Source organism: Serratia sp. CC22-02 (assembly GCF_900182895.1).
Lineage (GTDB): Bacteria > Pseudomonadota > Gammaproteobacteria > Enterobacterales > Enterobacteriaceae > Serratia > Serratia nevei.
This window is the reverse complement of record NZ_FXUD01000001.1, coordinates 1,351,622-1,373,875: the sequence shown is the minus strand read 5'-3', so window position 1 is coordinate 1,373,875 and position 22,254 is coordinate 1,351,622. Positions and strand designations below refer to the sequence as shown.

The 22,254-nt window shown below is 61.0% G+C and carries 20 protein-coding genes; 10 read left to right on the top strand and 10 right to left on the bottom strand.

The window, feature by feature from the left end:
- The first annotated feature begins 140 nt into the window (after positions 1–140).
- On the top strand, positions 141–1,376 hold the full coding sequence (locus tag QOL81_RS06550; RefSeq protein WP_197827387.1) for an Nramp family divalent metal transporter: 1,236 nt from the start codon (positions 141–143) through the stop codon (positions 1,374–1,376).
- 41 nt (positions 1,377–1,417) lie between these two features.
- Here the strand turns inward: QOL81_RS06550 and QOL81_RS06545 are convergent, their stop codons facing one another.
- Both QOL81_RS06545 and mgrA read right to left on the bottom strand, forming a co-directional pair.
- The gene (locus QOL81_RS06545; RefSeq protein WP_197827386.1) at positions 1,418–1,828 is read right to left on the bottom strand and encodes a DUF2502 domain-containing protein; all 411 of its coding nucleotides are present in this window, start codon (positions 1,826–1,828) and stop codon (positions 1,418–1,420) included.
- A 223-nt stretch (positions 1,829–2,051) separates the two neighbouring features.
- Positions 2,052–3,041, bottom strand: coding sequence for an L-glyceraldehyde 3-phosphate reductase (mgrA, locus tag QOL81_RS06540; RefSeq protein WP_060419898.1), 990 nt, complete (start codon positions 3,039–3,041; stop codon positions 2,052–2,054).
- Between the two features lie 188 nt (positions 3,042–3,229).
- On the opposite strand from mgrA, the gene QOL81_RS06535 reads away from it, so the two are divergent.
- Complete coding sequence (locus QOL81_RS06535; RefSeq protein WP_060420836.1) at positions 3,230–4,891, top strand: alpha-keto acid decarboxylase family protein; 1,662 nt, start codon at positions 3,230–3,232, stop codon at positions 4,889–4,891.
- Here the strand turns inward: QOL81_RS06535 and QOL81_RS06530 are convergent.
- Positions 4,888–5,757 (bottom strand): LysR family transcriptional regulator, encoded by an 870-nt coding sequence (locus tag QOL81_RS06530; protein WP_060419900.1) that lies wholly within the window; start codon positions 5,755–5,757, stop codon positions 4,888–4,890. The genes QOL81_RS06535 and QOL81_RS06530 overlap by 4 nt on opposite strands.
- A 98-nt stretch (positions 5,758–5,855) precedes the next feature.
- On the opposite strand from QOL81_RS06530, the gene QOL81_RS06525 reads away from it, so the two are divergent.
- A complete protein-coding gene (locus QOL81_RS06525; RefSeq protein ID WP_016926809.1) occupies positions 5,856–6,308 on the top strand; it encodes a multidrug/biocide efflux PACE transporter in 453 nt (150 codons plus the stop codon).
- Positions 6,309–6,374: 66 nt separating this feature from the next.
- Complete coding sequence (locus QOL81_RS06520; protein ID WP_019453821.1) at positions 6,375–7,067, top strand: aspartate/glutamate racemase family protein; 693 nt, start codon at positions 6,375–6,377, stop codon at positions 7,065–7,067.
- Here the strand turns inward: QOL81_RS06520 and QOL81_RS06515 are convergent.
- Entirely contained in the window at positions 7,064–8,311 is a 1,248-nt protein-coding gene (locus QOL81_RS06515) for an ion channel protein (RefSeq protein WP_060419906.1), read from the bottom strand. The two genes, QOL81_RS06520 and QOL81_RS06515, sit on opposite strands and share 4 nt — an antisense overlap.
- 310 nt (positions 8,312–8,621) lie before the next feature.
- On the opposite strand from QOL81_RS06515, the gene glk reads away from it, so the two are divergent.
- Positions 8,622–9,584: a glucokinase gene (glk, locus tag QOL81_RS06510; RefSeq protein WP_060419908.1), complete on the top strand. Its 963-nt coding sequence runs from the start codon at positions 8,622–8,624 to the stop codon at positions 9,582–9,584.
- A gap of 69 nt (positions 9,585–9,653) precedes the next feature.
- Here the strand turns inward: glk and QOL81_RS06505 are convergent, their stop codons facing one another.
- Positions 9,654–10,883 (bottom strand): L-lactate MFS transporter, encoded by a 1,230-nt coding sequence (locus QOL81_RS06505; protein ID WP_142110311.1) that lies wholly within the window; start codon positions 10,881–10,883, stop codon positions 9,654–9,656.
- 397 nt (positions 10,884–11,280) lie between these two features.
- Here QOL81_RS06505 and QOL81_RS06500 point away from each other — a divergent pair, with 397 nt between their 5' ends.
- A complete protein-coding gene (locus tag QOL81_RS06500) occupies positions 11,281–11,613 on the top strand; it encodes a DUF2502 domain-containing protein (RefSeq protein WP_019453817.1) in 333 nt (110 codons plus the stop codon).
- 4 nt (positions 11,614–11,617) lie between these two features.
- Here QOL81_RS06500 and QOL81_RS06495 read toward each other — a convergent pair whose 3' ends face one another.
- The 3 genes from QOL81_RS06495 to QOL81_RS06485 all read right to left on the bottom strand — a co-directional run bounded on the left by QOL81_RS06495 (position 11,618) and on the right by QOL81_RS06485 (position 15,385).
- A complete protein-coding gene (locus QOL81_RS06495) occupies positions 11,618–12,352 on the bottom strand; it encodes a LytR/AlgR family response regulator transcription factor (protein WP_060419911.1) in 735 nt (244 codons plus the stop codon).
- The gene (locus tag QOL81_RS06490) at positions 12,349–14,040 is read right to left on the bottom strand and encodes a sensor histidine kinase (RefSeq protein ID WP_060419914.1); all 1,692 of its coding nucleotides are present in this window, start codon (positions 14,038–14,040) and stop codon (positions 12,349–12,351) included. The genes QOL81_RS06495 and QOL81_RS06490 overlap by 4 nt, the downstream gene beginning before the upstream one ends.
- A gap of 100 nt (positions 14,041–14,140) precedes the next feature.
- The gene (locus QOL81_RS06485) at positions 14,141–15,385 is read right to left on the bottom strand and encodes a DUF1479 domain-containing protein (RefSeq protein ID WP_060439296.1); all 1,245 of its coding nucleotides are present in this window, start codon (positions 15,383–15,385) and stop codon (positions 14,141–14,143) included.
- A gap of 168 nt (positions 15,386–15,553) precedes the next feature.
- On the opposite strand from QOL81_RS06485, the gene QOL81_RS06480 reads away from it, so the two are divergent.
- From QOL81_RS06480 to QOL81_RS06470, 3 genes are all read left to right on the top strand, one after another.
- Positions 15,554–16,093 (top strand): GNAT family N-acetyltransferase, encoded by a 540-nt coding sequence (locus tag QOL81_RS06480; RefSeq protein WP_060419919.1) that lies wholly within the window; start codon positions 15,554–15,556, stop codon positions 16,091–16,093.
- A 119-nt stretch (positions 16,094–16,212) separates the two neighbouring features.
- The gene (gene alaC, locus QOL81_RS06475; RefSeq protein ID WP_016926818.1) at positions 16,213–17,442 is read left to right on the top strand and encodes an alanine transaminase; all 1,230 of its coding nucleotides are present in this window, start codon (positions 16,213–16,215) and stop codon (positions 17,440–17,442) included.
- Between the two features lie 110 nt (positions 17,443–17,552).
- Positions 17,553–18,077: a cytochrome b gene (locus tag QOL81_RS06470; RefSeq protein ID WP_060419922.1), complete on the top strand. Its 525-nt coding sequence runs from the start codon at positions 17,553–17,555 to the stop codon at positions 18,075–18,077.
- A gap of 66 nt (positions 18,078–18,143) precedes the next feature.
- On the opposite strand, the gene ypdK is transcribed toward QOL81_RS06470, so the two are convergent.
- Together ypdK and QOL81_RS06460 are read right to left on the bottom strand one after the other, a co-directional pair.
- On the bottom strand, positions 18,144–18,218 hold the full coding sequence (gene ypdK / locus QOL81_RS06465; protein WP_099782600.1) for a membrane protein YpdK: 75 nt from the start codon (positions 18,216–18,218) through the stop codon (positions 18,144–18,146).
- A 557-nt stretch (positions 18,219–18,775) separates the two neighbouring features.
- Positions 18,776–19,213, bottom strand: a complete 438-nt coding sequence (locus QOL81_RS06460; protein ID WP_060419926.1) for a type II toxin-antitoxin system HicB family antitoxin — start codon at positions 19,211–19,213, stop codon at positions 18,776–18,778.
- Between the two features lie 581 nt (positions 19,214–19,794).
- Between QOL81_RS06460 and pgaA the strand changes: the two genes are divergently transcribed.
- Positions 19,795–22,251 carry a poly-beta-1,6 N-acetyl-D-glucosamine export porin PgaA gene (gene pgaA, locus QOL81_RS06455; RefSeq protein ID WP_283439729.1) on the top strand — a complete coding sequence of 819 codons (2,457 nt, stop codon included), beginning with the start codon at positions 19,795–19,797 and terminating at the stop codon, positions 22,249–22,251.
- Positions 22,252–22,254: the final 3 nt, after the last annotated feature.

The following is a 22,254-nucleotide window of genomic DNA, read 5'->3' as shown; positions in this document are numbered from 1 at the left end:
CAAGCTCCGCGCTGAACCCTTCGATAAAACCGTTAATGTTGGCTATTACAGAGATAAGTTTTACCGCTCTAAATGCGCTTGATAATTATTATCATTTATATAGAGTGGAGATAAACGTAATTTCAGTAAGGGTTCAACATATGCTGAACAGTCGCGTGGTTGAAACCACCTCCGGGCGCTCCGCCAGAAAAATCAAACTCTCGCTGATGGGGCCCGCCTTCATCGCCGCTATCGGTTATATCGATCCCGGTAACTTCGCCACCAACATCCAGGCCGGCGCCTCGTTCGGCTACAGCCTGCTGTGGGTGGTGGTTTGGGCCAACGTGATGGCGATGCTGATCCAGCTGTTGTCCGCCAAGCTGGGCATCGCCACCGGGAAAAACCTGGCCGAGCATATTCGCGATCGCTTTCCGCGGCCGGCGGTGTGGGCCTATTGGGTGCAGGCGGAGATCATCGCCATGGCGACCGATCTGGCCGAGTTTATCGGCGCGGCGATCGGCTTCAAGCTGCTGCTCGGCGTTTCCCTGTTGCAGGGCGCAGTGCTGACCGGCATCGCCACCTTTTTAATCTTGATGCTGCAAAAGCGCGGGCAAAAGCCGCTGGAGCTGGTGATTGGCGGCCTGCTGCTGTTCGTCGCCGCCGCTTATATCGTCGAGCTGGCGTTCTCCCAGCCGCAGCTCACGCCGCTGCTGAAGGGCATGGCGCTGCCCGATCTGCCTAACGGCGATGCGGTATTTCTGGCCGCCGGGGTATTGGGCGCCACCATCATGCCGCATGTGATCTACCTGCATTCGTCGCTCACCCAAATCGGCGGCGAGCACGACAAGGCGGAGCGCTATGCCGCCACCAAAGTCGATGTCGCCGTGGCCATGACCATTGCCGGTTTCGTTAACCTGGCGATGATGGCCACCGCCGCCGCCGCGTTTCATTTCAGCGGCCACAGCGGCATCGCCGATCTCGATGTGGCTTACCTGACGCTGCAACCGCTGCTCGGGCAAGCCGCTGCTACCGTGTTCGGCCTGAGTCTGGTGGCCGCCGGCCTCTCCTCTACCGTGGTGGGCACGCTGGCGGGGCAGGTGGTGATGCAAGGGTTCGTGCATTTCCATATCCCGCTGTGGCTGCGGCGCGCGGTGACCATGCTGCCGTCGTTTATCGTCATCATGCTGGGGATGGACGCGACGCGCATTCTGGTGCTGAGCCAGGTGCTGCTCAGCTTCGGCATTGCGCTGGCGCTGGTGCCGCTGCTGGCTTTCACCGGCAATCGGGCGCTGATGGGGGAGATGGTCAACGGCCCAGTGGTGCAAAACCTGGGTAAGCTGATCGTGCTGGTGGTGGTGGGATTGAACGGCTATCTGCTGATCGGCAGCGTGCTGTAGGCAAAAAAAGCGCGGGCCGGCATGGTGCCGGCCCGTCGTCGTTAATCGCGGTCGTCATCGCCGTGGCGGCGCCAGCGATCGCGATCGTGATCGTGGTGGTGCTTTTTCTCTTTCTTCCAGTAATGCTTGTCGCAACGGCGGTCGCATTTGTAATAACGGCCATCGCGAGAGTAGTAGTATTTGCGCCAATAGTCGCGATCGCGCCAGCGATAGCCGTCCCAGTAATAGCCACGCGGGCTGCGGTCGCCGAGATAGCGGCCCTGATGGCCTTGCCACCAGTCACGATCGCGCCAGTCGTAACCGTCCCAGTAACGGCCGCGATTGTCCTGATCGCCGATGCGCAATGAAACGCCCGGCATCAGATCGATGCTGAGCCCTTCGGCGTGAGCCTGCTGTATGGCGGGCAACACCGTCGCCGCCAAGATGGCAGCCAAGAGCAGAGGTTTAAACATGACTTCTCCTTTCCGCTTGCGCGGCCTGGCCGTTAATCACTTTATGAAGCGCGTTCATCAGTTTAAAAAGCGGCCTTATCGTTATTTTTGCTGCAATATCGGCATCATAGCGCCGGCGCATAGGGTTGAATCTGAGAGCCACTCTGAAAACGGCGCCGCAGGCCGAGATTTGAGATTTTTCTGGGGGATCGCCGCTCGGTGGAGCGGCGGTATTTGTAAGCGATTACAGTAGGATTTGTTCGATCTGCACGAGCTCTTCTTCACTGAAATGACGATTGGCCAGCATGCCTACCGCGTCTTCTATCTGCGCATTCTTGCTGGCGCCGATCAGCACCGAGGTGACGCGATCGCCGCGCAGCACCCAGGCCAGCGCCATTTGCGACAGCTTTTGCCCGCGTTGCCGCGCCAGCGCATCGAGGCGGCGCACTTTGTCCAGCCGTTCGGCGGTCAGTTGCTCCGGCTGCAGGAAGCGGCTGCCGCTGGCGGCGCGGGAATCTTGCGGGATGCCGTGCAGGTAGCGGTCGGTCAGCAGGCCGCCCGCCAGCGGCGAGAAGGCGATCGACCCGACGCCATGCTCTGCCAATGTATCCAGCAATCCCGCTTCCGGCGTGCGTTCCAACATCGAATACTTCGGCTGGTGGATCACGCACGGCGTGCCGAGCCGCTGCAGAATGTCGAACGCCTGCCGCGCGCGTTCGGCCGGGTAGTTAGACAGGCCGACATACAGCGCTTTGCCCTGGCGCACCAGCAGATCCAGCGCCGCCATGGTTTCTTCCAGCGGCGTGTCCGGATCCGGCCGGTGGTGATAAAAGATATCCACATACTCCAGCCCCATGCGCTTCAGGCTCTGATCGAGGCTGGCGACCAGGTACTTTTTCGAGCCCCAATCGCCGTAGGGGCCGGGCCACATGGTGTAACCGGCTTTGGACGAGACGATCAGCTCGTCGCGCCAGGCCCGCAGATCGGCGTTGAGTATGCGGCCAAAGTTCTCCTCGGCGGCGCCGGGCGGCGGGCCGTAGTTGTTGGCCAAATCGAAATGGGTAATGCCGCGATCGAAGGCGCAGCGGATCAGGCCGCGGGCGTTGTCATACAGCGTGGCGTCGCCGAAGTTGTGCCACAGCCCGAGCGAGACGGCGGGCAGCTTCAGCCCGCTGCGGCCGCAGCGCCGGTATTCCATATCTTGATAACGCGTAGGGGAGGCTTGGTAGGACATAGTTATCCTTGTCGGCGGGAGGTGAAGTGCTTTGAGTGTATACGCTTTCACACCGCGCTGCCGGGGGAGCGATCACAGCGCCGGCATGTAACGCCAGGTTGCCGATCGAGGCAGGCGCGTTTGTTCGAAATTTGAACGGCATCTTCGATACTTAAGATAATCGCTCCAGCTGCAGACAGGTGATGATCATGACTCAGACCTATACGGTGGCCGATTATCTGCTCGATCGTCTGGCCCAAATCGGCATCCGTCATTTCTTCGGCGTGCCGGGGGATTACAACCTGCAATTCCTCGATCACGTTCTCGCTCATCCGCAAATCACCTGGGTAGGCTGCGCCAACGAGCTGAACGCCGCCTATGCCGCCGACGGCTACGCTCGCTGCAAACCGGCGGCGGCGCTGCTCACCACCTTTGGCGTGGGGGAGCTGAGCGCGTTGAATGGGGTGGCCGGCAGCTACGCCGAATACCTGCCGGTGATCCACGTGGTCGGCACGCCGGCGCAGCGCGCCCAGCGCGCCGGTGATTTGCTGCACCATTCGCTGGGGGATGGCGACTTTACCCACTTCGCGCGGATAGCCAAAGAGGTGACCGTCGCGCAGGCCGACCTGACCGCCGACAACGCCGCCGTGGAGATAGACCGCCTGATCGGCGTCGCCTTGCTGGAACATCGCCCAGTTTACCTGATGTTGCCCAGCGACGTCGCACAAGCGCCGCTGTCGGCCAAACCGGCGCCGCTGATGCTGCGTCAGGCCAAACTGTCGCGCAGCGCATTGCAGGCATTTATCGCCGCAGCGCGCGAAAAGCTGCTGCCGGCGCGGCGGGTATCGCTGCTGGCGGACTTCCTGGCCGATCGCTTCGGCGCCGAAGCGGCGCTGGACGAGTGGCTGCAGGCGGTCGACATTCCGCACGCTACGCTGCTGCTCGGCAAAGGCGTGCTGGATGAGAACCGAGCCGGGTTTGTCGGGACCTACTGCGGCGGCGCCAGCGATCCGGCGGTGAAACAGCTTATCGAAAACGCCGATGTGGTGATCAACGTCGGCGTGCGTTTGACCGACACCATTACCGCCGGTTTCACGCATCATTTGCCGGTGGAAAAATGCATCGACATTCAACCGTTCGAAGCCTGGGTCGGGCGGCAGCGCTTTAGCCGCATTCCGATGCGCGAGGCGGTGCAGGCGCTGCACCGCCTGAGCCTGTCGCTGGCGTCACGCTGGCCGTTGCCGCCGATCGTCCGCCCGACGCTGCCGGAAACCGATGGGGAAGGGCTGGATCAGCACGCCTTCTGGCGGCAGATACAGGATTTCCTGCGGCCCGGGGATATCGTGCTGGCCGATCAGGGCACTGCCTGTTTCGGCGCGGCGGCGTTGACGTTGCCGCGTGGCTGCCGCCTGATCGTGCAGGCGCTCTGGGGATCGATCGGCTATACCCTGCCGGCGACGTTCGGCGTACAGACCGCTGAACCGCAGCGGCGGGCAATATTGCTGATCGGCGACGGCGCTGCGCAGCTGACCGTACAGGAACTGGGATCGATGCTGCGCGACGGGCTTAAGCCGGTGATCTTCGTGCTGAATAATCAGGGTTACACGATCGAGCGTGCGATCCACGGGCCGGAGCAACGTTACAACGACATCGCGCGCTGGAACTGGACGCAGTTGCCGCCGGCGCTGGCCGGCGAGCGGCCGGTGAAGGCGTTGCGGGTCAGCGATCCGGACGGATTGCGCCAGGCGCTGCGCGAGGTAGCGGACGACGATCGGCTGGCCTTCATCGAAGTGATGCTGCCGAAGATGGACATGCCGGAACTGCTCGATACCGTCTCACGCGCCATTCAGGCACGCAACGCCGCCGCTTAAGGCAGGGTATCGCCCAGCAGGCGATCCAGCATCCAGAACCCCGCCGGGCCCGGCGGGGTCAGTTTGGACCAGACCGCATCCACCGAAATCAGTTTTGGCCAGCCGCGCGGCCGCAGCTGGGTGAGTTTGCCGTGGCCGTATTGTTGCACCAGCCAGTGTGGCAGTACCGCCCAACCGAACCCCTGTTCCGCCATCTCCAGCAACAGCAGATAGCTGGGCGCCGACCAGACCAGGCCACCCTGTCTGGCCGCTTCGGCGCCGGTGTAGGTATTCAGGATCAGCTGGCGGATGCTGGACAGCTGCTCCGGCGTTGGCGCGGCGACCTGGGCCAGCGGGTGCTGATGGGCGACGAACAGCCCCATTTCGGTCTGTTCAGGCAGCCGGGAGAAGGCGATATCCGGCGGATAACTTTTTTGCACTTCCACCATGCCCAAGTGCGCGCGGCCGCTTTGCAGCAGATCGATAACGTCGCCTTCTTCGGCGATCATCCATTCCAGCTCAATCTCCGGGTAGCGCTGTTCGAACAGCTGCATCAACCGATCGTGATGCTTGGGCTGGTAGGTATCGGAAAACACCATGCTCAGGCGCGGTTCAACCTCGCCCGCCAGCTGAATGCTCAGGGCGTCGAGCCGTTCGCTGGCCGCGAGGATCGCCTGCACATGCCCCAGTACCTTGCGGCCGGCGGCGGTGAGCACCGGCTGGCGCGCGCTGCGATCGAACAGCGTCAGCGCCAGATCGGCCTCCAGATTGGCGATGGCAGTGCTGACGGTGGATTGGCTTTTGCGCAGCTTGCGCGCGGCGGCGGAAAACGAGCCGAGGGCGGCGGCTTCGACAAACGCATGCAGCGCTTCCGGAGAATAGTGCATAACCTATCTGCTTTATCGATGGAATCTATTTTTAACCTACCCGAAAAAGCGATGATAATCACCTGGCTTTCGCAACAACTGTTGAAAAAAGGTGATGTATGCAACTGCAAAACAAGTCTCTCATTGAACGTATCGTCCACGCCGTCGGTTTCGAGGCCATCGCCGTGATGGTTTGCGCCCCGCTGGGCGCGTGGCTGCTGAACCGCTCAATGGTGCAGGTCGGTGCGTTGGCGGTGATGCTCTCCACCGTCGCGATGCTGTGGAACATGGTTTACAACACGGTGTTCGACCGCCTGTGGCCGGTCAGCCGGGTGGTGCGTAACCTGAAAGTGCGTGCGCTGCACGCCGTCGGCTTTGAAGCCGGTTTTATCCTGATCGGCGTGCCGATCGCCGCCTGGATGCTGAGCATCTCCTGGGCGCAGGCGTTTATGCTGGAAATCGGTTTCTTCCTGTTCTTCCTGCCGTACACCATGGCCTATAACTGGCTGTACGACACGCTGCGCCAGCGCTGGTTCGAAGCGCGCCAGCCGATCAATTCCGGCGCCAAATAAGGCGTCGTCAGCCCGGCGATTCTCAGGTAAGGTCAGAGGATCGTCGGAAATGCTGAGGAACGAATGATGAAAGTGTTGGGCTTGCTGGGTGGCATGAGCTGGGAATCCACCATTCCTTATTACCGCACTATTAACGAGCAGGTAAAGGCACGCCTCGGCGGGCTGCATTCGGCCAAAATCGTGCTCTACAGCGTCGATTTTCAGGAGGTTGAACGCTTGCAGCACCAGGGCGATTGGGACGGTGCCGGCCGGCTGCTGGCCGCCGCCGCAGTGGCTTTGCGCGCCGCCGGCGCCGAAGCTATCGTGATCTGCACCAACACCATGCACAAGGTGGCGGAGGCGGTCGAGCAGGCCAGCGGCCTGCCGCTGATTCACATCGCCGATGCCACGGCGCTGCAGGTGCGGGAAAAAAACATTCGCCGCGTCGGGCTGCTGGGCACGCGCTTTACCATGGAGCAGACCTTCTATCGCGGCCGCCTGCAGGAATTGCACGGCATCGACGTGGTGACGCCGGTCAGCGCCGATCGCGACATCGTACACCGAATCATCTATGACGAACTGTGCCTGGGTAAAATTCGCGACGCCTCGCGCGACGAGTATCGCCGGATCATCAGCGATCTGGAGCAGCAGGGCGCGCAGGGGATTATTTTCGGCTGCACCGAAATAGGTTTGCTGGTGAGCGAGCGTGATGCGTCGGTGCCGGTGTTCGACACCACCGCGATCCACGCCCGCGCCGCCGCGGCGTTCGCGTTGGCCTAATCGTCGTGCGGCGGCTGCCGGCGATTCACCAGCATCAGCGGTTTGCCCGCCAGCGCCAGCCAGGCGGGCAGCATCACGATGCACAGCACCGGCAGCAGGTGCAGATCCGGCACCACCGCCACCGCCATGAACAGGCTGAGCCAGCCGTCGCGCGTGACCACCAGCACCAGCCCCATGATGGCGCAGGAGACGGTGATCGCCGCCGGCACTGCGGGAACGTGCTGATGCAGCATCAGCCCCAGCGCCACGCCGACGAACACCGCCGGGAAGATACGCCCACCGCGAAAGCCGCTGGCGGCGGCGATCACCAGCGCCGCCAGCTTGGTCAGGGTAATGGTCAACAGCGCCGGCACCGAATAGCCGTCGTCTTGCGCGAGGCGCTTCATTTCATCCAGCCCTTTGAACAGGGTAATCTCTCCGCCCACCAGCGCCAGCAGGCCCAGCACAAAGCCCCCCAGCCCTAACATCAACACCGGATTTTTCATCGAATGGAACAGGCGGTGAACGTGCGGGAAGCACCACAGCGCCACCATGCCGAGCGCGATGGCGATCAGCGCCACGATGGCGCCGCTGAAGATGTCCGGCAGCCGAGTTACATCGTAGGCGTCGAGCTGCAGGGCGAAATTGGGCACGAAGAACATCTGGGTGGTGACCGCGCCGGCGGCGGCGGCAACCAGCGGGGCGAACAGCCGATCCCACAGCGGCGTTTCGTTATTGCCCGCCAGGGTTTGCGAGAAGATCAGCGCGGCGGCGACCGGCGTGCCGAACATCGCGCCGATGGTGCCCGCAGCCGCCAGGATGATCCAGTCCATGCGCGGCACCTTCGGCAGCAGGCGCGCTCCGGCGGCCGCTACCAGCGCGATATTGATGGCGGTGATCGGGTTCTCCGGCCCCAGGCTGACGCCGCCGGCCAGGCCGACGATCAGCGCTAACCCCAGTCCCGGCAGGGCGGAGAGCGGTAGGGGCATGCCGATCAACGATTCCGTCGCCGGGTCCGGCCCGGCGTGGCCCGGCATATAGCGCACGATAAGGCCGACCGCCACGCCGGTCAGCGTCAGCATCGCGACCGGCCACCAGGGCGACTGGGCGTCCAGGCTCAGCGCACCGGGCAGCGTCACCCACAGTAATTGCTGCAGTGCGGCGGCAATGTTCATCACCAACAGCAGCACCAGACTGGAAGCGGAACCGATAATCAGCGCAGGCAAAGCAAAGGCCAACATGGCATTGGCGCGCGGATGCAGCATGGATAATCCCTTGTCGATGCCTCCCGGCAGGGCAGGGAGAGCGGGTGGTTGAGCAGTGGCCACAGCTTGCCAGACTATCGGCGCGCAGGCACGCATTGATATTGCCCGGCGTCGATGACGGTTAACAGTCGCCGGGGGGCGTTTTTTGCCGCAATTTGTTTCAAAACGCGGCGCTGCAGGCCAGCTGAAACGTTTTTTGTGATCCGGATCGCTATTGGGGTGCAGATCCGAGGCGGGTGATTGTTGTTTTTGCAGCAGGATTTTACAGTGTGGGCAGCTTTTTATTTTTCATTTTGCGGAGACGAAATCAATGACCTATGCCCTCGTAGGTGATGTTGGCGGCACCAATGCCCGCCTGGCGTTGTGCACTGTTGCGACGGGTGAGATTACCCAGGCGAAAACCTATTCCGGCCTGGAGTTCGACAGCCTGGAGGCGGTGATCCGCCAATACCTGAAAGCGTGCGATATCGAGGTGCAGGACGCCTGTATCGCGATCGCCTGCCCGGTGACCGAAGACTGGGTGGCGATGACCAACCACAGCTGGGCGTTCTCGATCAAAGAAATGAAGGCCAGCCTGGGGCTGAGCCATCTGGAAGTGATCAACGATTTCACTGCCGTCTCGATGGCGATCCCGATGCTCTCGCCGGACGACGTGCTGCAGTTTGGCGGCGGCGATGCGCAGCCGGGCAAACCGATCGCGGTGTATGGCGCCGGCACCGGGCTGGGCGTTGCCCACCTGGTGCACGTCGATCGCCGTTGGGTCAGCCTGCCGGGCGAGGGCGGCCATGTCGATTTCGCGCCGAACAGCGAAGAAGAGGACATCATTCTGGAGGTGCTGCGCGCGGAAGTGGGGCATGTTTCCGCCGAGCGCGTGCTGTCCGGGCCGGGCCTGGTCAATCTGTATCGCGCCATCGTCAAGGCGGACAACCGCCTGCCGGAGAAATGGGAACCGAAGGACATCACCGAGCGGGCGCTGGCAGACAGCTGCATCGACTGCCGCCGCGCGCTGTCGCTGTTTTGCGTGATCATGGGGCGCTTCGGTGGCAATTTGGCGCTGAATCTGGGCACCTTCGGCGGCGTGTACATCGCCGGCGGCATCGTGCCGCGCTTTATGGAATTCTTCAAGGCCTCTGGCTTCCGCGCCGCCTTTGAAGACAAGGGGCGCTTCCGCGACTATGTGCGCGAAATCCCGGTGTTCATGATAACGCACGGCCAGCCGGGCCTGCTGGGTGCCGGCGCGCATCTGCGCCAGACGCTGGGCATGCACCTGTAAGCTCAGGGGCGGGGCAATAAAAAAGGGGCGCAACCCACAGGTTGCGCCCCTTGTCGTTTTCACGGGGTATCAGGCTTTGGCCAGCTCCGCCGTTTGGGTGGTTTCTGCCGTTTCCGCTTCCACCGCCTTCGGCGCTTTGATGAACAGCGTAATCAGCAGAGAGGCGGCGGACAGAACGCCAATCACCATGAAGGTGGCGTGGAAGCCGCCGAAGTATTTGGCGACGAACGAACCGGCCAGCGCGCCCAGGCCGAAGCCCTGGTAGATGATGCCGTAGTTTTTGCTGTGGTTCTTCAGGCCGAAGAAGTCGCCGACAATCGCCGGGAACACGGTGATGTTGCCGCCGAAGCAGAAGGCTACCGCGCCGACGCAGATAAAGAACAGCGTGTGGTTCAGGGTCATGAAGCTCAGCGCGACAATCGCCAGCACGGTAACCAGCATGGTGAAGCTGATGACGCGCATACGGCCAACTTTATCGGACAGCGTACCCAGGATGATGCGGCCGGCGGTGTTGAAGATGGCGACGGCGGACACGGTGTTGGCGGCGGTGGCCAAATCCATCCCGGCCAGTTGAACGCCCATGTCTTTCACGATGCCGATGAGGTACAGACCGCTCATGCAGGCAGCGAAGAAGATGGTGAACAGCAGGTAGGCTTCTTTGGTGGCCAGCATCTGACGCACGCTGTAGTCGTTGCCCAGACCGTTGGCGCCTTGCTGCGCGGCGTTAGTCGCCAGCACCGGCTCTTTCAGCAACAGGGAGCCGACGACGATCAGACCCATCACGATGGCGCCCCAGTAGAAGAAGGCGCCGGAAACGCCGACGTCGGCGATCAGGGCGGCGTTGACGTATTTGAACAGCAGGCTGCCGCTGCCGAAGGCGCCGACGGAGATGCCGGAAATCAGGCCTTTGTTGGCGGGGAACCACTTAATCAGGTTGGACAGGGTGGAGATGTAGGCGATACCGACCGCAAAGCCCACCACCACGCCGGCCAGCAGGTAGATCATGTCGAGCGAGCTGACGTGGGCGCTGGCGATAAGGCCCAGGCCGACCAGGATGCCGGAACACAGCGTCAGGTTGCGGATGCCGAAGCGTTCTTGCAGCTTGCCGGCGAACAGCGTGGCGAAGGCCAGGAAGAAGCTGGTGATGGAGAAGGTGGTGGCGACGTCCGCCAGTCCCCAATGGAACTTGTCGACCAGCGGCTGGTTGAACAGGCTCCAGGTGTAGATGGTGCCCAGGCCCATCTGACAGATGATGGTGCCGAGAACGATTAAGCTGCGATTTGCCGGTTTGGTGTTCATGGCCGGTCTCCTTCCTGTGTGTGCGTTGCCGGGCGTGAGCCGCTGGCTGAAATTTGCGGGGTGAAGCTGGGTTCCCGCGGTATGGGCTTATTATATGGCCGGCCCCCCCGGTGGGCGGCGGATCGGGAATGAGTTGCACGGCGGAAGGAATGAAATGCATGTTATGCGGCGTGAGTTGCCGTTTTTGCACCGAAAAGCGCGTGAAATGCCGTGGGTGGCACGTGATCTACATCAAAGATATCAACGATTTATTGTTAACTGCCGGTGAACGATTGTGGTGAAATTGTGAAGGATGCGTCTGAAAGGCGTAAATCGGCATTGCGCCTATAGAGCGGCGATGAGCGCGGGACTATGTTATCTGCGATCGGACGAGGTCCGCTCTGCAGGAGTCCATGAAATGAAAAAAACGCTGTTGTTACTGGCCGCGCTGCTGGCGCTGCCGCTGGCGAGCCAGGCCGACGTGTCCATCGGCGTGAACGTGCCGGGCCTGTCGTTGCATATCGGCGATCGCGATAATCGCGGCCACTACTGGGACGGCTATCGCTGGCGCGATCCGCGCTGGTGGGCCGATCACCACCGGTATGAACGCCCGCGCGGGTACTATTATGGCCCGCCGCCACGGGTGATTTACTACGGGCCGCCGCCGCGCGACTGGCGCGACCGGCCGCATTACCGCATGCCGCCACCGCCGCCGCCCGGCTATTACTACCGTCCGGGCCCGCGCTGGTAAGCGCTTACAGGCGCATCAGCTGGCGAAACTCTTTCACCTTGCTGCGGCTGACCGGCACTTCAAACTCAAGATCGCTCAGCCGCAGAATGTAGGTATTGTTGAACCAGGGCACGATCTCGCGGATCTTCGCCAGGTTAACGCAGTAAGAGCGGTGGCAGCGGAAGAAATGCGCTTCCGGCAGCCGGCCGTAAAACTCGGTGATGTTCATCGGCATCACGAACTCTTCCCGGCGGGTATAGACCCGCGTCACCTTTTCATCGGCGGCGGCGTAGTAGATGTCGTTGATGTCGGTAACGATGATCCGCTCGTCTTTGATCAGGTTGATGCTGTGGCTGCCGCGGCTCGGCGCGCTGGTCGGTTCCGCCCCACCGGCGGGGCGCTGATGCAGCGCCTCCAGTTTTTGCAGCATGGTGACGATGCGCGCCTCGTGATAGGGCTTGAGGATGTAGTCGAACGCCTCGATCTCGAACGCTTCCACCGCGTGCTCTTTATAGGCGGTGATGAACACGATCGATGGGCGATGCGCGAACTTGCTGATGTTTTGCGCCAGCAGCACGCCGTCCAGCGACGGGATGTTGATGTCGAGGAAAATGGCGTCGACCTGGTGGGTTTGCAGGTATTTCAGGACGTCGAGGCCGTCCTCGAAGCTGGCAACGATATCGATATTGCTGTGTTTCTTGATCAGGTAGCTGAGTTCTTCCTGCGCGAGGAATTCGTCTTCCACGATGATGGCTTTCATGAGGCCTCCCCGACCGGCGGCGCGCTCGCTTCCTGATGCAGCTTGCCGCCGTTTTTGCTGATGTAGAACGCGATTTCGGTGCCTGGCTCCAGGCGGCGAATATGCAGCCCTTCACCGTACAGCAGCGACACGCGGTGGTGCACGTTGAGCAGGCCAATATTGTGGCCCGGCATCTCGTTGCGCGCCACCCGATCGATGGTTTCCTGATTGATGCCGTGGCCGGTATCCTTCACCGAAATCTTCACCCGATCGCCCTGATCTTTCACCGCGATCACCACCACCCCTTTACCCTTGCAGGGCTGGATGCCGTGCACGATGGCGTTCTCCACCAGCGGCTGGATCAGCAGGCTCGGAATGCGCACCGAGACGTCGTCGTCGATGTCGTAAATCACCGTCAGCTTGGCGCCGAAGCGCGCCTGTTCGATGGCGATATAGTCCTGAATCTGATGCAGCTCCTTGCGGATATCGATCAGTTCGTCGTTCAGCTCCAGGTTGTAGCGCAGGTAGCGCGACAGGTTAATGATCAGTTGGCGCGCGGTGTCCGGATTCAGGCGGATAGAGGAAGAGATGGCGTTCAGCGCGTTGAACAGGAAGTGCGGGTTAATCTTGCTCTGCAGCGCACGCATTTCGGCCTTGTCCGCCATCTGGCGCAGGTGCTCGATGCGGGACACTTCCATCTGCGTGGAGATGATTTGCGACAGCCCGACCGCCATCACCTTCAGCGTGTTGGTGATCTGGTGAGCGTGGCAGTAGTAGATTTTCAACGCGCCGGTCACTTCGCCTTTTTCCCACAGCGGCACCACCAGCTGCGAATGGATCTGCGGCGCCGCCGGGTTTTCCAGGTTGTTCTTGATGATGATCTTGCCGTGGCGAATGCTTTCGCGGGTGACGCGGCTCAGCCCTTCGCGGCCGATCGGGTAGGCTTCGCGCCCTACGCCGACGTAGGCCAGCACCTGATGGGTATCGGTGATCGCTACCGCATCGGCGCGGATGTCCTGGCGGATGATATCGCAGATGGTGGCCAGCGATTCGCTGTTGATGTTGCGGAAATAGGGCAGCGTCTTGTGGGCGATATCCAGCGCCAGCTTGGCCTGGCGCGCGGCGATCACCTCTTTTTCATCCTCGACGCTCTGTACCAGCAGCACGATCAGGCCGATGCACACCGTGCCGAGGATCATCGGCAGGGCAATCTGCGACACGATGTCCAACCCAAGCTCGGTCGGCTTGGCCCACAGCACGATTAGCAGCATGGTGAGGGATTCGCACAGCATGCCGCCGACGATGCCGGCGCGCCAGCGCTGCTCTTTTTTCACCTTGAGGTTGATGTAGCCGGCGCTGATGCCGGCGATGATGCTGGTGATAAGACAAGGCACCGACGTGATGCCGCCGATATCGATCAGATAGCGGTGTACCCCGGCGACGATGCCGGTGACGATCCCCACCCAGGGGCCGAACAGGATGCCGCCGGCCATAATGGCGATGACGCGCACGTTGACCAGCGATCCTTCGACGTTGATGCCGGAGTAGGTGCTGAACAGCGCGAACAGCGAGAAGATCGCCGTGACGATGCCGAGCTCGAGCGGCGTATGGTCTTCTTTTTGCAGCAGTTGGCGGAACAGCCGGGTGCGGGTCAGGAAAAACAGACAGATCAACATCAGCGCGGCGCGATCAAACACCGCCAACAGCATTTCAAAAAAAGGGTGCACGACGGGTTCTCGCTGCGGCCTACGGATGGCGGCAGTATACCACAGCGAAAGGGGCCCGTGGCGCGCGCCACTGGCGGGGGGATCAGCCCATGCCGAGCTGCGTTTTGCCTAGCGGCGTCAGCAGGTCGGCGGTGGCGCGGCCGTCGAAATCCACCTCGAAATCGTCGGGGGCGAAGTCCGGCGGCGTTCTGCCGTCGATAAAGCTCGGCAGCTGGCGCTGCAGATAGGCGTCGTTTTTCTCGCAGCCCGGCGCGGCGGCGATGTACATCACGTTGCTGTCGAACTCGCCGTTATGCTCGTTCTCCACCGCGTGGATCACGTCGCAGTGCCAAAAGACCGTGTCGCCCGGCTCCAGATCGGGAATAGGGGAAATCCCACTTAATAAAAGGGGATGCCACTTTTCCGAGATCGACAGCGCGCGGCCCGGCGCCGCATCGCACAGATCGTCGTCGGCGACGTCGTCCTGCAGTGCGCGCAGCAGCACATAGGCCATGGCGTTGGCGATCGGCACCAGGTTCAGCGTGCCGGCGTTGGTGCGCTGCGGCGTCAGCGCCGTCCAGCCCTGGAAGGTACGGAACATCGAGCAGACCGCCGGGGAGGCTATCTCGCGCACCTCGGTGCGGCCGTCGGCGGCGAAGGGGTCGTACTGCTGCCAGTCGCCGGAGAAAACGTGGCGATACACATAGCGGAAGTTTTCGTCCAGCCAGCGCTCGATGGTGCCGCTGTCGACGTGCGGCGACAGGCCCAGCGACGAGGAGTTCGGCGGGCGGCGGCGGGTGCGATCGGCGTAAGTGGCGACGCGGGTCGGATCGAAATGCTGTTTGCCGTTGCTCTCGGTGGCCCACAGGCTGTTGAGGAACACCTGCACCGCATGCATACGCGCATCCTGCCGCGCCTCGACCTGCGGTTTCGACCAATAGATGCCGTAGATCTGCGGTTTGCTGGCGGCCAGCTTGCCGAAATAGTTGTCTTCGGCGGCGTTTTTCAACCGCTCGACGAAGTTGTTGCGCTCAAGGTAGTCGCCGATTTCCCGGTTCCAGCCCTCGGCCTTGGCGCGGGGAAACACGCCGCGAATGGCGCAGGCGCCGCGCTGTTTGATCAGCGCTATCTGCTGCTCGCTGACGCGCTGCTGCAGGATATCTTCCGCGTCGATCTGCGGCACCGGATTGTGGCCGGTGGCCAGCTCGCGGCGGATCTGTTCGACCTGGCCGCGGATGTTCTCTTCCAGCGCCAGAAACACGTCGCGGTAGTTCGGCAATGCCTGGCGCAGCTGGCGTTTGACGTTAACGATCGTTTGCGGAATATCGTCGATGACTAAAGAGGCCATGGTGTTCTCCTCGTGCCGCATGAGTGACTGCGGCGAGCGGTTGTAGGGAATCGGGCAAGACGTTATGGTTTTGTGGTTTTAACGTGAATGATTATCGGCAACCCATCGGGGAAAATAAAGAGATATCTTTCATTCGTAAGTTCCTCTTTTTCGTTTTTCGGAGATTTTATGAAGCTGGTCACTGAACGTCTGAGCTTGCAGTCGATAACCGCCGAGGATTGGCCGCTGTTTTTGCGCCTGTACCAAGATCCCGAGGTGATCCGTTACATCTCAGATCCGCGCAGCGAAGCGGAGATCCGCGCCCGGTTCGAGGAGCGGCTGCCGGCCTGGGACAAACACGGCGAGCAGTGGCTGTGCCTGGTGATGCGTGAGAAGCACAGCGCAGAGGCGGTGGGCATTACCGGTTTTCGCCCGCAGTGGGTGCCGTATCGGCAGGCGGAAGTGGGATACGGGAGTTTGCCTGCCGGGCAGGGCAAGGGCTATGGCAAGGAGTCGCTGCGGGCGGTGCTGGATTTTGCGGTGAACGCCTGCGGCTTTCACAAGCTGACCGCCACCGTGACCGCGGGCAACCTCGCTTCGCGCGGCCTGCTGGAATCGTGCGGCTTTCAGCTGGAAGGCACGCTGCGCGACAACTACCGTCTGGCGGGGCAGTGGTGCGACGACTGGCTGTTCGGGCTGCTGGCGGCGGAGTTTCAGGGCGGCAAATAAAAATATCGCGCCGGGTATCGACAAGCTCGTCGGCGCTGCGCTATGTTCGATATTCGGTCAGTTCGCTGGCCTGCGTCGCTCGGACGGTCCGGGCGCTAACGTCTATCGAGGAATCCCCTATGGCTGATAACAGTCCACAGCGCCGTTTCACGCGCATTGAACGCCTTCCCCCTTACGTATTCAACATCACCGCCGAACTGAAGATGGCCGCACGCCGTCGCGGCGAGGATATTATCGACTTCAGCATGGGTAACCCCGACGGCCCGACGCCGCCGCACATCGTGGAAAAACTGTGTGCCGTCGCCCAGCGCGACGACACCCACGGTTATTCCACCTCGCGCGGCATTCCGCGCCTGCGCCGCGCCATTTCGCGCTGGTATGCCGATCGTTATCAGGTGGATATCGATCCGGAAAGCGAAGCCATCGTCACCATCGGTTCGAAAGAGGGGCTGGCGCATCTGATGCTGGCGACCCTCGATCACGGCGATACCGTGCTGGTGCCGAACCCCAGCTACCCGATCCATATTTACGGCGCGGTGATCGCCGGCGCCCAGGTGCGTTCGGTGCCGCTGGTGGACGGCGTGGATTTCTTCGGTGAGCTGGAGCGCGCCATTCGGGAAACCATCCCGCGTCCGAAAATGATGATCCTCGGCTTCCCGTCCAACCCGACCGCACAGTGCGTGGAGCTGGATTTCTTCGAGCGAGTGGTGGCGCTGGCCAAGCAGTACAACGTGCTGGTGATCCACGATCTGGCCTATGCCGATATCGTCTATGACGGCTGGAAAGCGCCGTCGATCATGCAGGTGCCGGGGGCGAAAGACATTGCGGTGGAGTTCTTCACCCTGTCGAAAAGCTACAACATGGCCGGCTGGCGCATCGGTTTCATGGTCGGTAACCCTGAACTGGTCAGCGCGCTGGCGCGCATCAAGAGTTATCACGATTACGGCACCTTTACGCCGCTGCAGGTGGCGGCCATCGCCGCGCTGGAAGGCGATCAGCAGTGCGTGCGCGATATCGCCGAGCAGTATCGGCAGCGCCGCAACGTGTTGGTGAAGGGGCTGCACGAGGCCGGCTGGATGGTGGAAAATCCGAAGGCGTCGATGTACGTGTGGGCGAAAATTCCCGAGCCTTATGCCCACCTCGGTTCGCTGGAGTTCGCCAAACGCCTGCTGGCAGAGGCCAAGGTCTGCGTCTCGCCGGGCATCGGCTTCGGCGACTACGGCGATACCCACGTGCGCTTCGCGCTGATCGAGAATCAGGACCGTATCCGCCAGGCGGTGCGCGGTATCAAGGCGATGTTCCGCGCGGACGGGTTGCTGAAGCCGGGCAAGGCCGGCAGCGCCAAATAATGCTGTCAGGCCGGGCGTTCGCCCGGCCTTATTTTTTCCGTCCCAAGGTTTTCTTCATCATTTCCCCATTATGCTCATCTACGCTGAATTTTATTTTTTGGATAGAGTGTATGAGCAACCGCTACGCGCGATCGCAAATCGTTTTACATTGGCTGACGCTGCTGATGGTGATCCTCACCTATGCGGCGATGTTGCTGAAAGATTCAGTGCCGGAGGCGTGGGTGCCGATGGTCAAAAATCTGCACTTTAATTTTGGGGCTTCGGTCTTTGCCCTGATGCTGATTCGGTTGGCGGTGCGTTCTTTCCACACGCCGCCGCCGACCACGCCACCGCTGGAAGAATGGCAGGAGGTTGGTGCCAAGATCTTCCATTGGCTGCTGTACGTGGTTTTCCTGATGTTGCCGCTGCTGGGCATGTTAACCCTGGCCTACGGCGGGAAATCGTGGTCTTTGCTGGGCTGGCCGGTGCCGCAGTGGGTGATGCCGGATCCGGTGATGCGCAAGCTGGTCAAAACGGTTCATGAGACGCTGGCAAACATCGGCTACTTTATCATTGGCGCACATGCGCTGGCGGCGCTGTATCATCACTACCTGCGCAAAGACGACACCCTGCGCCGCATGATGCCGGGCAAATGATCGCAAGCCGAAACGACAAAGGGACGCTTGCGCGTCCCTTTGGCTGTGTTCCTGGTCTGGCTGCTGTCAGGCAACCATCAACATGAAGGTGCCAACCCAGGCAACCAGCATGAATGACACGCCCATCAAAAAATATTTCACTGAACAACTCCTGTCTGGAGTCCTCGCCAGCAATGATCCCGATTGTTGTGCTGAGTATTTTATGGGCAACCTGCCTGTCGGGTGGGTTCTTCCAAGCGAAAGAACAACGGCCCCACGTACGGGTTGTCCGGTTGTCGCGCCTCATGCTCCGTGAGGTAAAATCCGAACCGCGACAGGATCGGCGCTAATGTACTCTCAATACTGGTCTGATTTCAATACTGTGTTTTTGATCACAATTTTCGGCTGTTTTTTGCACAGCATGGACTGTTTTATAACGCTTTTTATGGGCAAGCGACAGGAAGTAGCCTGCCGCTGCGGGTTTTAAAATCGGGGTATTGCAATGCGGTGGCAGGCGTTCAAGCGACGGCGTTGATGCCGGTCACCAAAATGGCCCAAAAAACGAGACAAGACAGCAGAATAACGGCCCAAATATGACGGCGACTCCACTCCATTTTTAGCCTTCGTTGTTGCGACAAGTGATTAGGTAACGATCATATCGGCGCACAATGGGGAAAATTTAGCCCCATCGGATAATATTTCGCTTACCTGCCGCTAACTTATTGGCAAACTTCGCTTATTGTCACGCGCACTTCGTAGCCCAGCAGATACAGCGCCTGCTCCAACGCCTCAACCTTCGAGGCGTAGCCGAGATCCAGCAACCGCTCCATTTGCCCGCTGTTGAATCCCAGCTTGCGTGCCAGCTCCGCTTTGCCGGTGTTTTTGCGCAGCATGGCGTTGTGCAGTTCGATCTTCAGCGCCACCAGCACCGACAGGTGTACCCTCAAGTCATCGGTTTGCAGCGGGGAAGGAGCAGGCAGGGGCAGCCCTTCGTCCATCGCGGCGGCGATGGCGGCCAGCAGGCTTTCCTGCGCTTCCAGCTCGACGTCTTCGCGTTTATAGCAGGCCGATTGCCACTCGGGGAAGTCGTGGAAACCGATCTGCCAGGCGTCGCTGTCGCTATCGAAGGTGTAATGGGCGGGGTAGTGGCTGTACATGGCAATCCCTGATTGAAGCCTGAATGAGGCGCTATTGTGACGGCATGCCCGGGAGATAGCCAGCATGAACGTCGCCGTGGGGGAATTTAAATTGAAAGTAATAATTATTAGCAGGCAAATTTAATTTTCTTGTTAGCAATATTCTTATTATTTTTTACGGAAAGAAAGATTATTTAATTAGGTGCTTGGATTAACATCCCCATTAATGATTGATAATGAGAATTGAAATCAAATATCACGTCGGTTTTTATACAATTTCACACGAAGGGATGAAGATAAGAATATTGATCATGATAAAAATGTATATTTATGATTTTTATGGTTTTAATTTTTATTATTTCACTTTTTAACAATTGTGAAATTCCATTTTCATTCAGATATCACCTGGCTGCGGTATTCATCGGCAGATTTATAAAATACTCTTTTTAGGCAAAGGCGCATTCGATTCTATTTAAGCGTGCGCCAGACAGAAATATTCATTACTCCATGCTTATTACCCGACGGCCTTAGCCGATTTTTCGGGTGCCTGCTCGCATTTCCACTTTGCCAGGACAGCAGCTCACGGATTAAAGGAATACCTCGTGCCTAAAGTTAACTCGCGTTCGTTACGCTTTACCGAGCGCCACGCCACCAAATATGCGGCGTCATTGCTGTTTATCGGTTTATCCCTGCCGGCCGCCGCGCTGGCGGATGAACGCTATGACGCGCTGATCCGTCAGGCCAGGTCGGGTGATACCGCGCCGGTGCTGGCGTATTTATCGCAGCGGCGCGCTCAGGAGGGGTTGAGCCTGCAGCAGCGAGCCGATTATATCCAGGTGGCCGGCTGGGCCGGCCACGATGAAGAGGTGGTCGCGCTTTGGCGTGCCGACGGCGCTGCGCTGCAGCGGGATAGCGCCAGTTTGGCGACGGCGGCCCGCGCCTATCGCAACCTGAAGCAGTGGCAACCATCGCTGCGCCTTTGGCGTGCGGCGTTGCAGCTCGCTCCCGCCGACGGCGGTCTGCAGCGTGGCTATGTGATGACGCTGGCAGATGCCGGGCAGGATGTGCAGGCGCAAACGGAAGCGGCAAAAGCGGAGAAGCTGCTGGAGCCGGCGACGTGGTATCTGACGCGCGCCTATGTGGACCAGGCCGCCGGCCGCAGCTGGGCGGCGCTGGAAAACGCCACCCATGCTCGTGCGCTGGCGCCGTCCGACACCGGAATTCAGGCTTATTACGTGACGCTGCTGGCGGCGAATCGGGTCGCGGATCCGGCGCTGCGTGAAAGCCAGGGGCTGGCATTGCCGCCCGCGCAGCAGCGCCGCCTGCAGACGGATGAAGCCGCCGAACTGGTGCGGCTGTCGTTTATCGATGCTCGCGGCGAACAGGAACGTTTCGTCATCGCCGACCGCGCGCTGGCGCGCTATGACCAACTGCTGACGCAGTGGCGGCCGCTGCCGGAGGCACAGGACAGCTACCAACAGGCGCGTATCGATCGCCTGGGTGCGCTGCTGGCGCGTTATCGAATGGCCGACGTGGTGAGCGAGTATCAAACCCTGCAGGCGGAAGGGCGCACGGTGCCGGATTATGCCCAGCGCTGGGCGGCGTCCGCCTACCTCTATCTGCAGCAGCCGGACAAGGCGCAGGCCATTTTCGGCCGCCTGAACGCCGCCGCACCGCAGGCGGTGACCGCCGAAGACGAAACCGATCTGTTTTACGCGCAGGCGGAGAACGAACGCATCGATCAGGCGGCGTTGCTGGCGCAGCGCGTCAGCCAGCGCTATCCCTACGCGACCCGCCTGTACCAGCTGCCGACGCTGGCCTACAACGATGACTGGCTGGTCGGCCAATCGCTGCTGGCGCAGTCGCGGGTTTATCAACGCGATCTGGCCGAGGCCGAACGGCAGCTGACCCATCTGGCGCGCACGGCGCCGGGCAATCAGGGTCTGCGCATCTCCTTGGCCAGCGTTTATTTGGCGCGCGGCTGGCCGCGTCGCGCCGAGGATGAGCTGAAGCAGGTGGAAGGGCTGGAGCCGCGCAGCCTGCCGTTGGAGATCCAGCAGGGCTATGTCGCGCAGGCGTTGCAGGAGTGGCGCCAGCTGGATTTGCTGGCCGACGATGTCATCCAGCGCGCGCCGGAAAGCGTCGCCGCTCAGCAGCTTGAACGTTCGCGACGCATTCACCACATGTCTGAACTGCGCATCAGCGGCAATCAGGGCATCGATTCCGACGGGCCGGTCAGCGGCAGCCACGATTTTGGCATTCACGCCGCGCTCTATTCACCGCCGATCGACGACAACTGGCGGCTGTTCACCGGCTGGGGATTCAACACCGGCCAGTTTGACGAGGGCAAGGGCATCAACCGCGATCTCAGCGCCGGCGCCGAGTGGCGCTCGCGCGATCTGTGGCTGGAGGCCGAGGTGGCCAACCGCAACTACGGCCACGGCAATGAGCTCGGCCTGCGCCTCTCATCCTGGTATGACCTGAATGATCAATGGCGCCTCGGCGGTTCGGTGGCGCGCCTGTCGGCCGAGACGCCGCTGCGTGCGTTGACCAACGGCATCAGCGCCAACGGCGGCAACCTGTGGCTGCGTTGGCAGCAGAACGAAAGCCGCGAGCTGCGCGCCAGCGTGGCGCCTTCGCACTTCTCGGACGGCAACAACCGGCTGGAATACGGCCTGGAAGGGCGGCAACGGCTGCTCGCCGGCGCCCGCTATCGGCTGGACATGAACCTGACGCTGTCCGGCAGCCGCAACAGCCAGGAGAACGTGCCGTATTACAACCCGAAGCGCGACTTCACGCTGCTGCCGTCGTTAACGCTCGATCACACCCTGTATCGCCATTATCAGACCGAGTGGAGCCAGCAGTTCCAGGCCGGTGCCGGCAGCTATTGGCAGCGGGACTATGCGCGCAAGCCGATCACCCAGCTGGGTTACGGCCAGCGCATCAGCTGGAACGGGGTGTTGGACGCCGGCGCGATGCTGCAGTTTGAGAAGCATCCGTACGACGGCAAACGCGAGCGGAACATCGGCGTGACGTTTGATCTGAATTATCGTTTTTAAAGG

What these genes read in the sequence shown, in the direction of transcription:
- QOL81_RS06505 (WP_142110311.1), bottom strand. Translation starts at nt 10,883, where the DNA reads ATGAACACCAAACCGGCAAATCGCAGCTTAATCGTTCTCGGCACCATC.
- QOL81_RS06530 (WP_060419900.1), bottom strand. Translation starts at nt 5,757, where the DNA reads ATGCACTATTCTCCGGAAGCGCTGCATGCGTTTGTCGAAGCCGCCGCC.
- glk (WP_060419908.1), top strand. Translation starts at nt 8,622, where the DNA reads ATGACCTATGCCCTCGTAGGTGATGTTGGCGGCACCAATGCCCGCCTG.
- alaC (WP_016926818.1), top strand. Translation starts at nt 16,213, where the DNA reads ATGGCTGATAACAGTCCACAGCGCCGTTTCACGCGCATTGAACGCCTT.
- QOL81_RS06545 (WP_197827386.1), bottom strand. Translation starts at nt 1,828, where the DNA reads ATGTTTAAACCTCTGCTCTTGGCTGCCATCTTGGCGGCGACGGTGTTG.
- QOL81_RS06500 (WP_019453817.1), top strand. Translation starts at nt 11,281, where the DNA reads ATGAAAAAAACGCTGTTGTTACTGGCCGCGCTGCTGGCGCTGCCGCTG.
- QOL81_RS06470 (WP_060419922.1), top strand. Translation starts at nt 17,553, where the DNA reads ATGAGCAACCGCTACGCGCGATCGCAAATCGTTTTACATTGGCTGACG.
- QOL81_RS06525 (WP_016926809.1), top strand. Translation starts at nt 5,856, where the DNA reads ATGCAACTGCAAAACAAGTCTCTCATTGAACGTATCGTCCACGCCGTC.
- QOL81_RS06490 (WP_060419914.1), bottom strand. Translation starts at nt 14,040, where the DNA reads ATGCTGTTGGCGGTGTTTGATCGCGCCGCGCTGATGTTGATCTGTCTG.
- QOL81_RS06485 (WP_060439296.1), bottom strand. Translation starts at nt 15,385, where the DNA reads ATGGCCTCTTTAGTCATCGACGATATTCCGCAAACGATCGTTAACGTC.
- QOL81_RS06520 (WP_019453821.1), top strand. Translation starts at nt 6,375, where the DNA reads ATGAAAGTGTTGGGCTTGCTGGGTGGCATGAGCTGGGAATCCACCATT.
- QOL81_RS06495 (WP_060419911.1), bottom strand. Translation starts at nt 12,352, where the DNA reads ATGAAAGCCATCATCGTGGAAGACGAATTCCTCGCGCAGGAAGAACTC.
- mgrA (WP_060419898.1), bottom strand. Translation starts at nt 3,041, where the DNA reads ATGTCCTACCAAGCCTCCCCTACGCGTTATCAAGATATGGAATACCGG.
- QOL81_RS06515 (WP_060419906.1), bottom strand. Translation starts at nt 8,311, where the DNA reads ATGCTGCATCCGCGCGCCAATGCCATGTTGGCCTTTGCTTTGCCTGCG.
- QOL81_RS06460 (WP_060419926.1), bottom strand. Translation starts at nt 19,213, where the DNA reads ATGTACAGCCACTACCCCGCCCATTACACCTTCGATAGCGACAGCGAC.
- QOL81_RS06480 (WP_060419919.1), top strand. Translation starts at nt 15,554, where the DNA reads ATGAAGCTGGTCACTGAACGTCTGAGCTTGCAGTCGATAACCGCCGAG.
- QOL81_RS06535 (WP_060420836.1), top strand. Translation starts at nt 3,230, where the DNA reads ATGACTCAGACCTATACGGTGGCCGATTATCTGCTCGATCGTCTGGCC.
- QOL81_RS06550 (WP_197827387.1), top strand. Translation starts at nt 141, where the DNA reads ATGCTGAACAGTCGCGTGGTTGAAACCACCTCCGGGCGCTCCGCCAGA.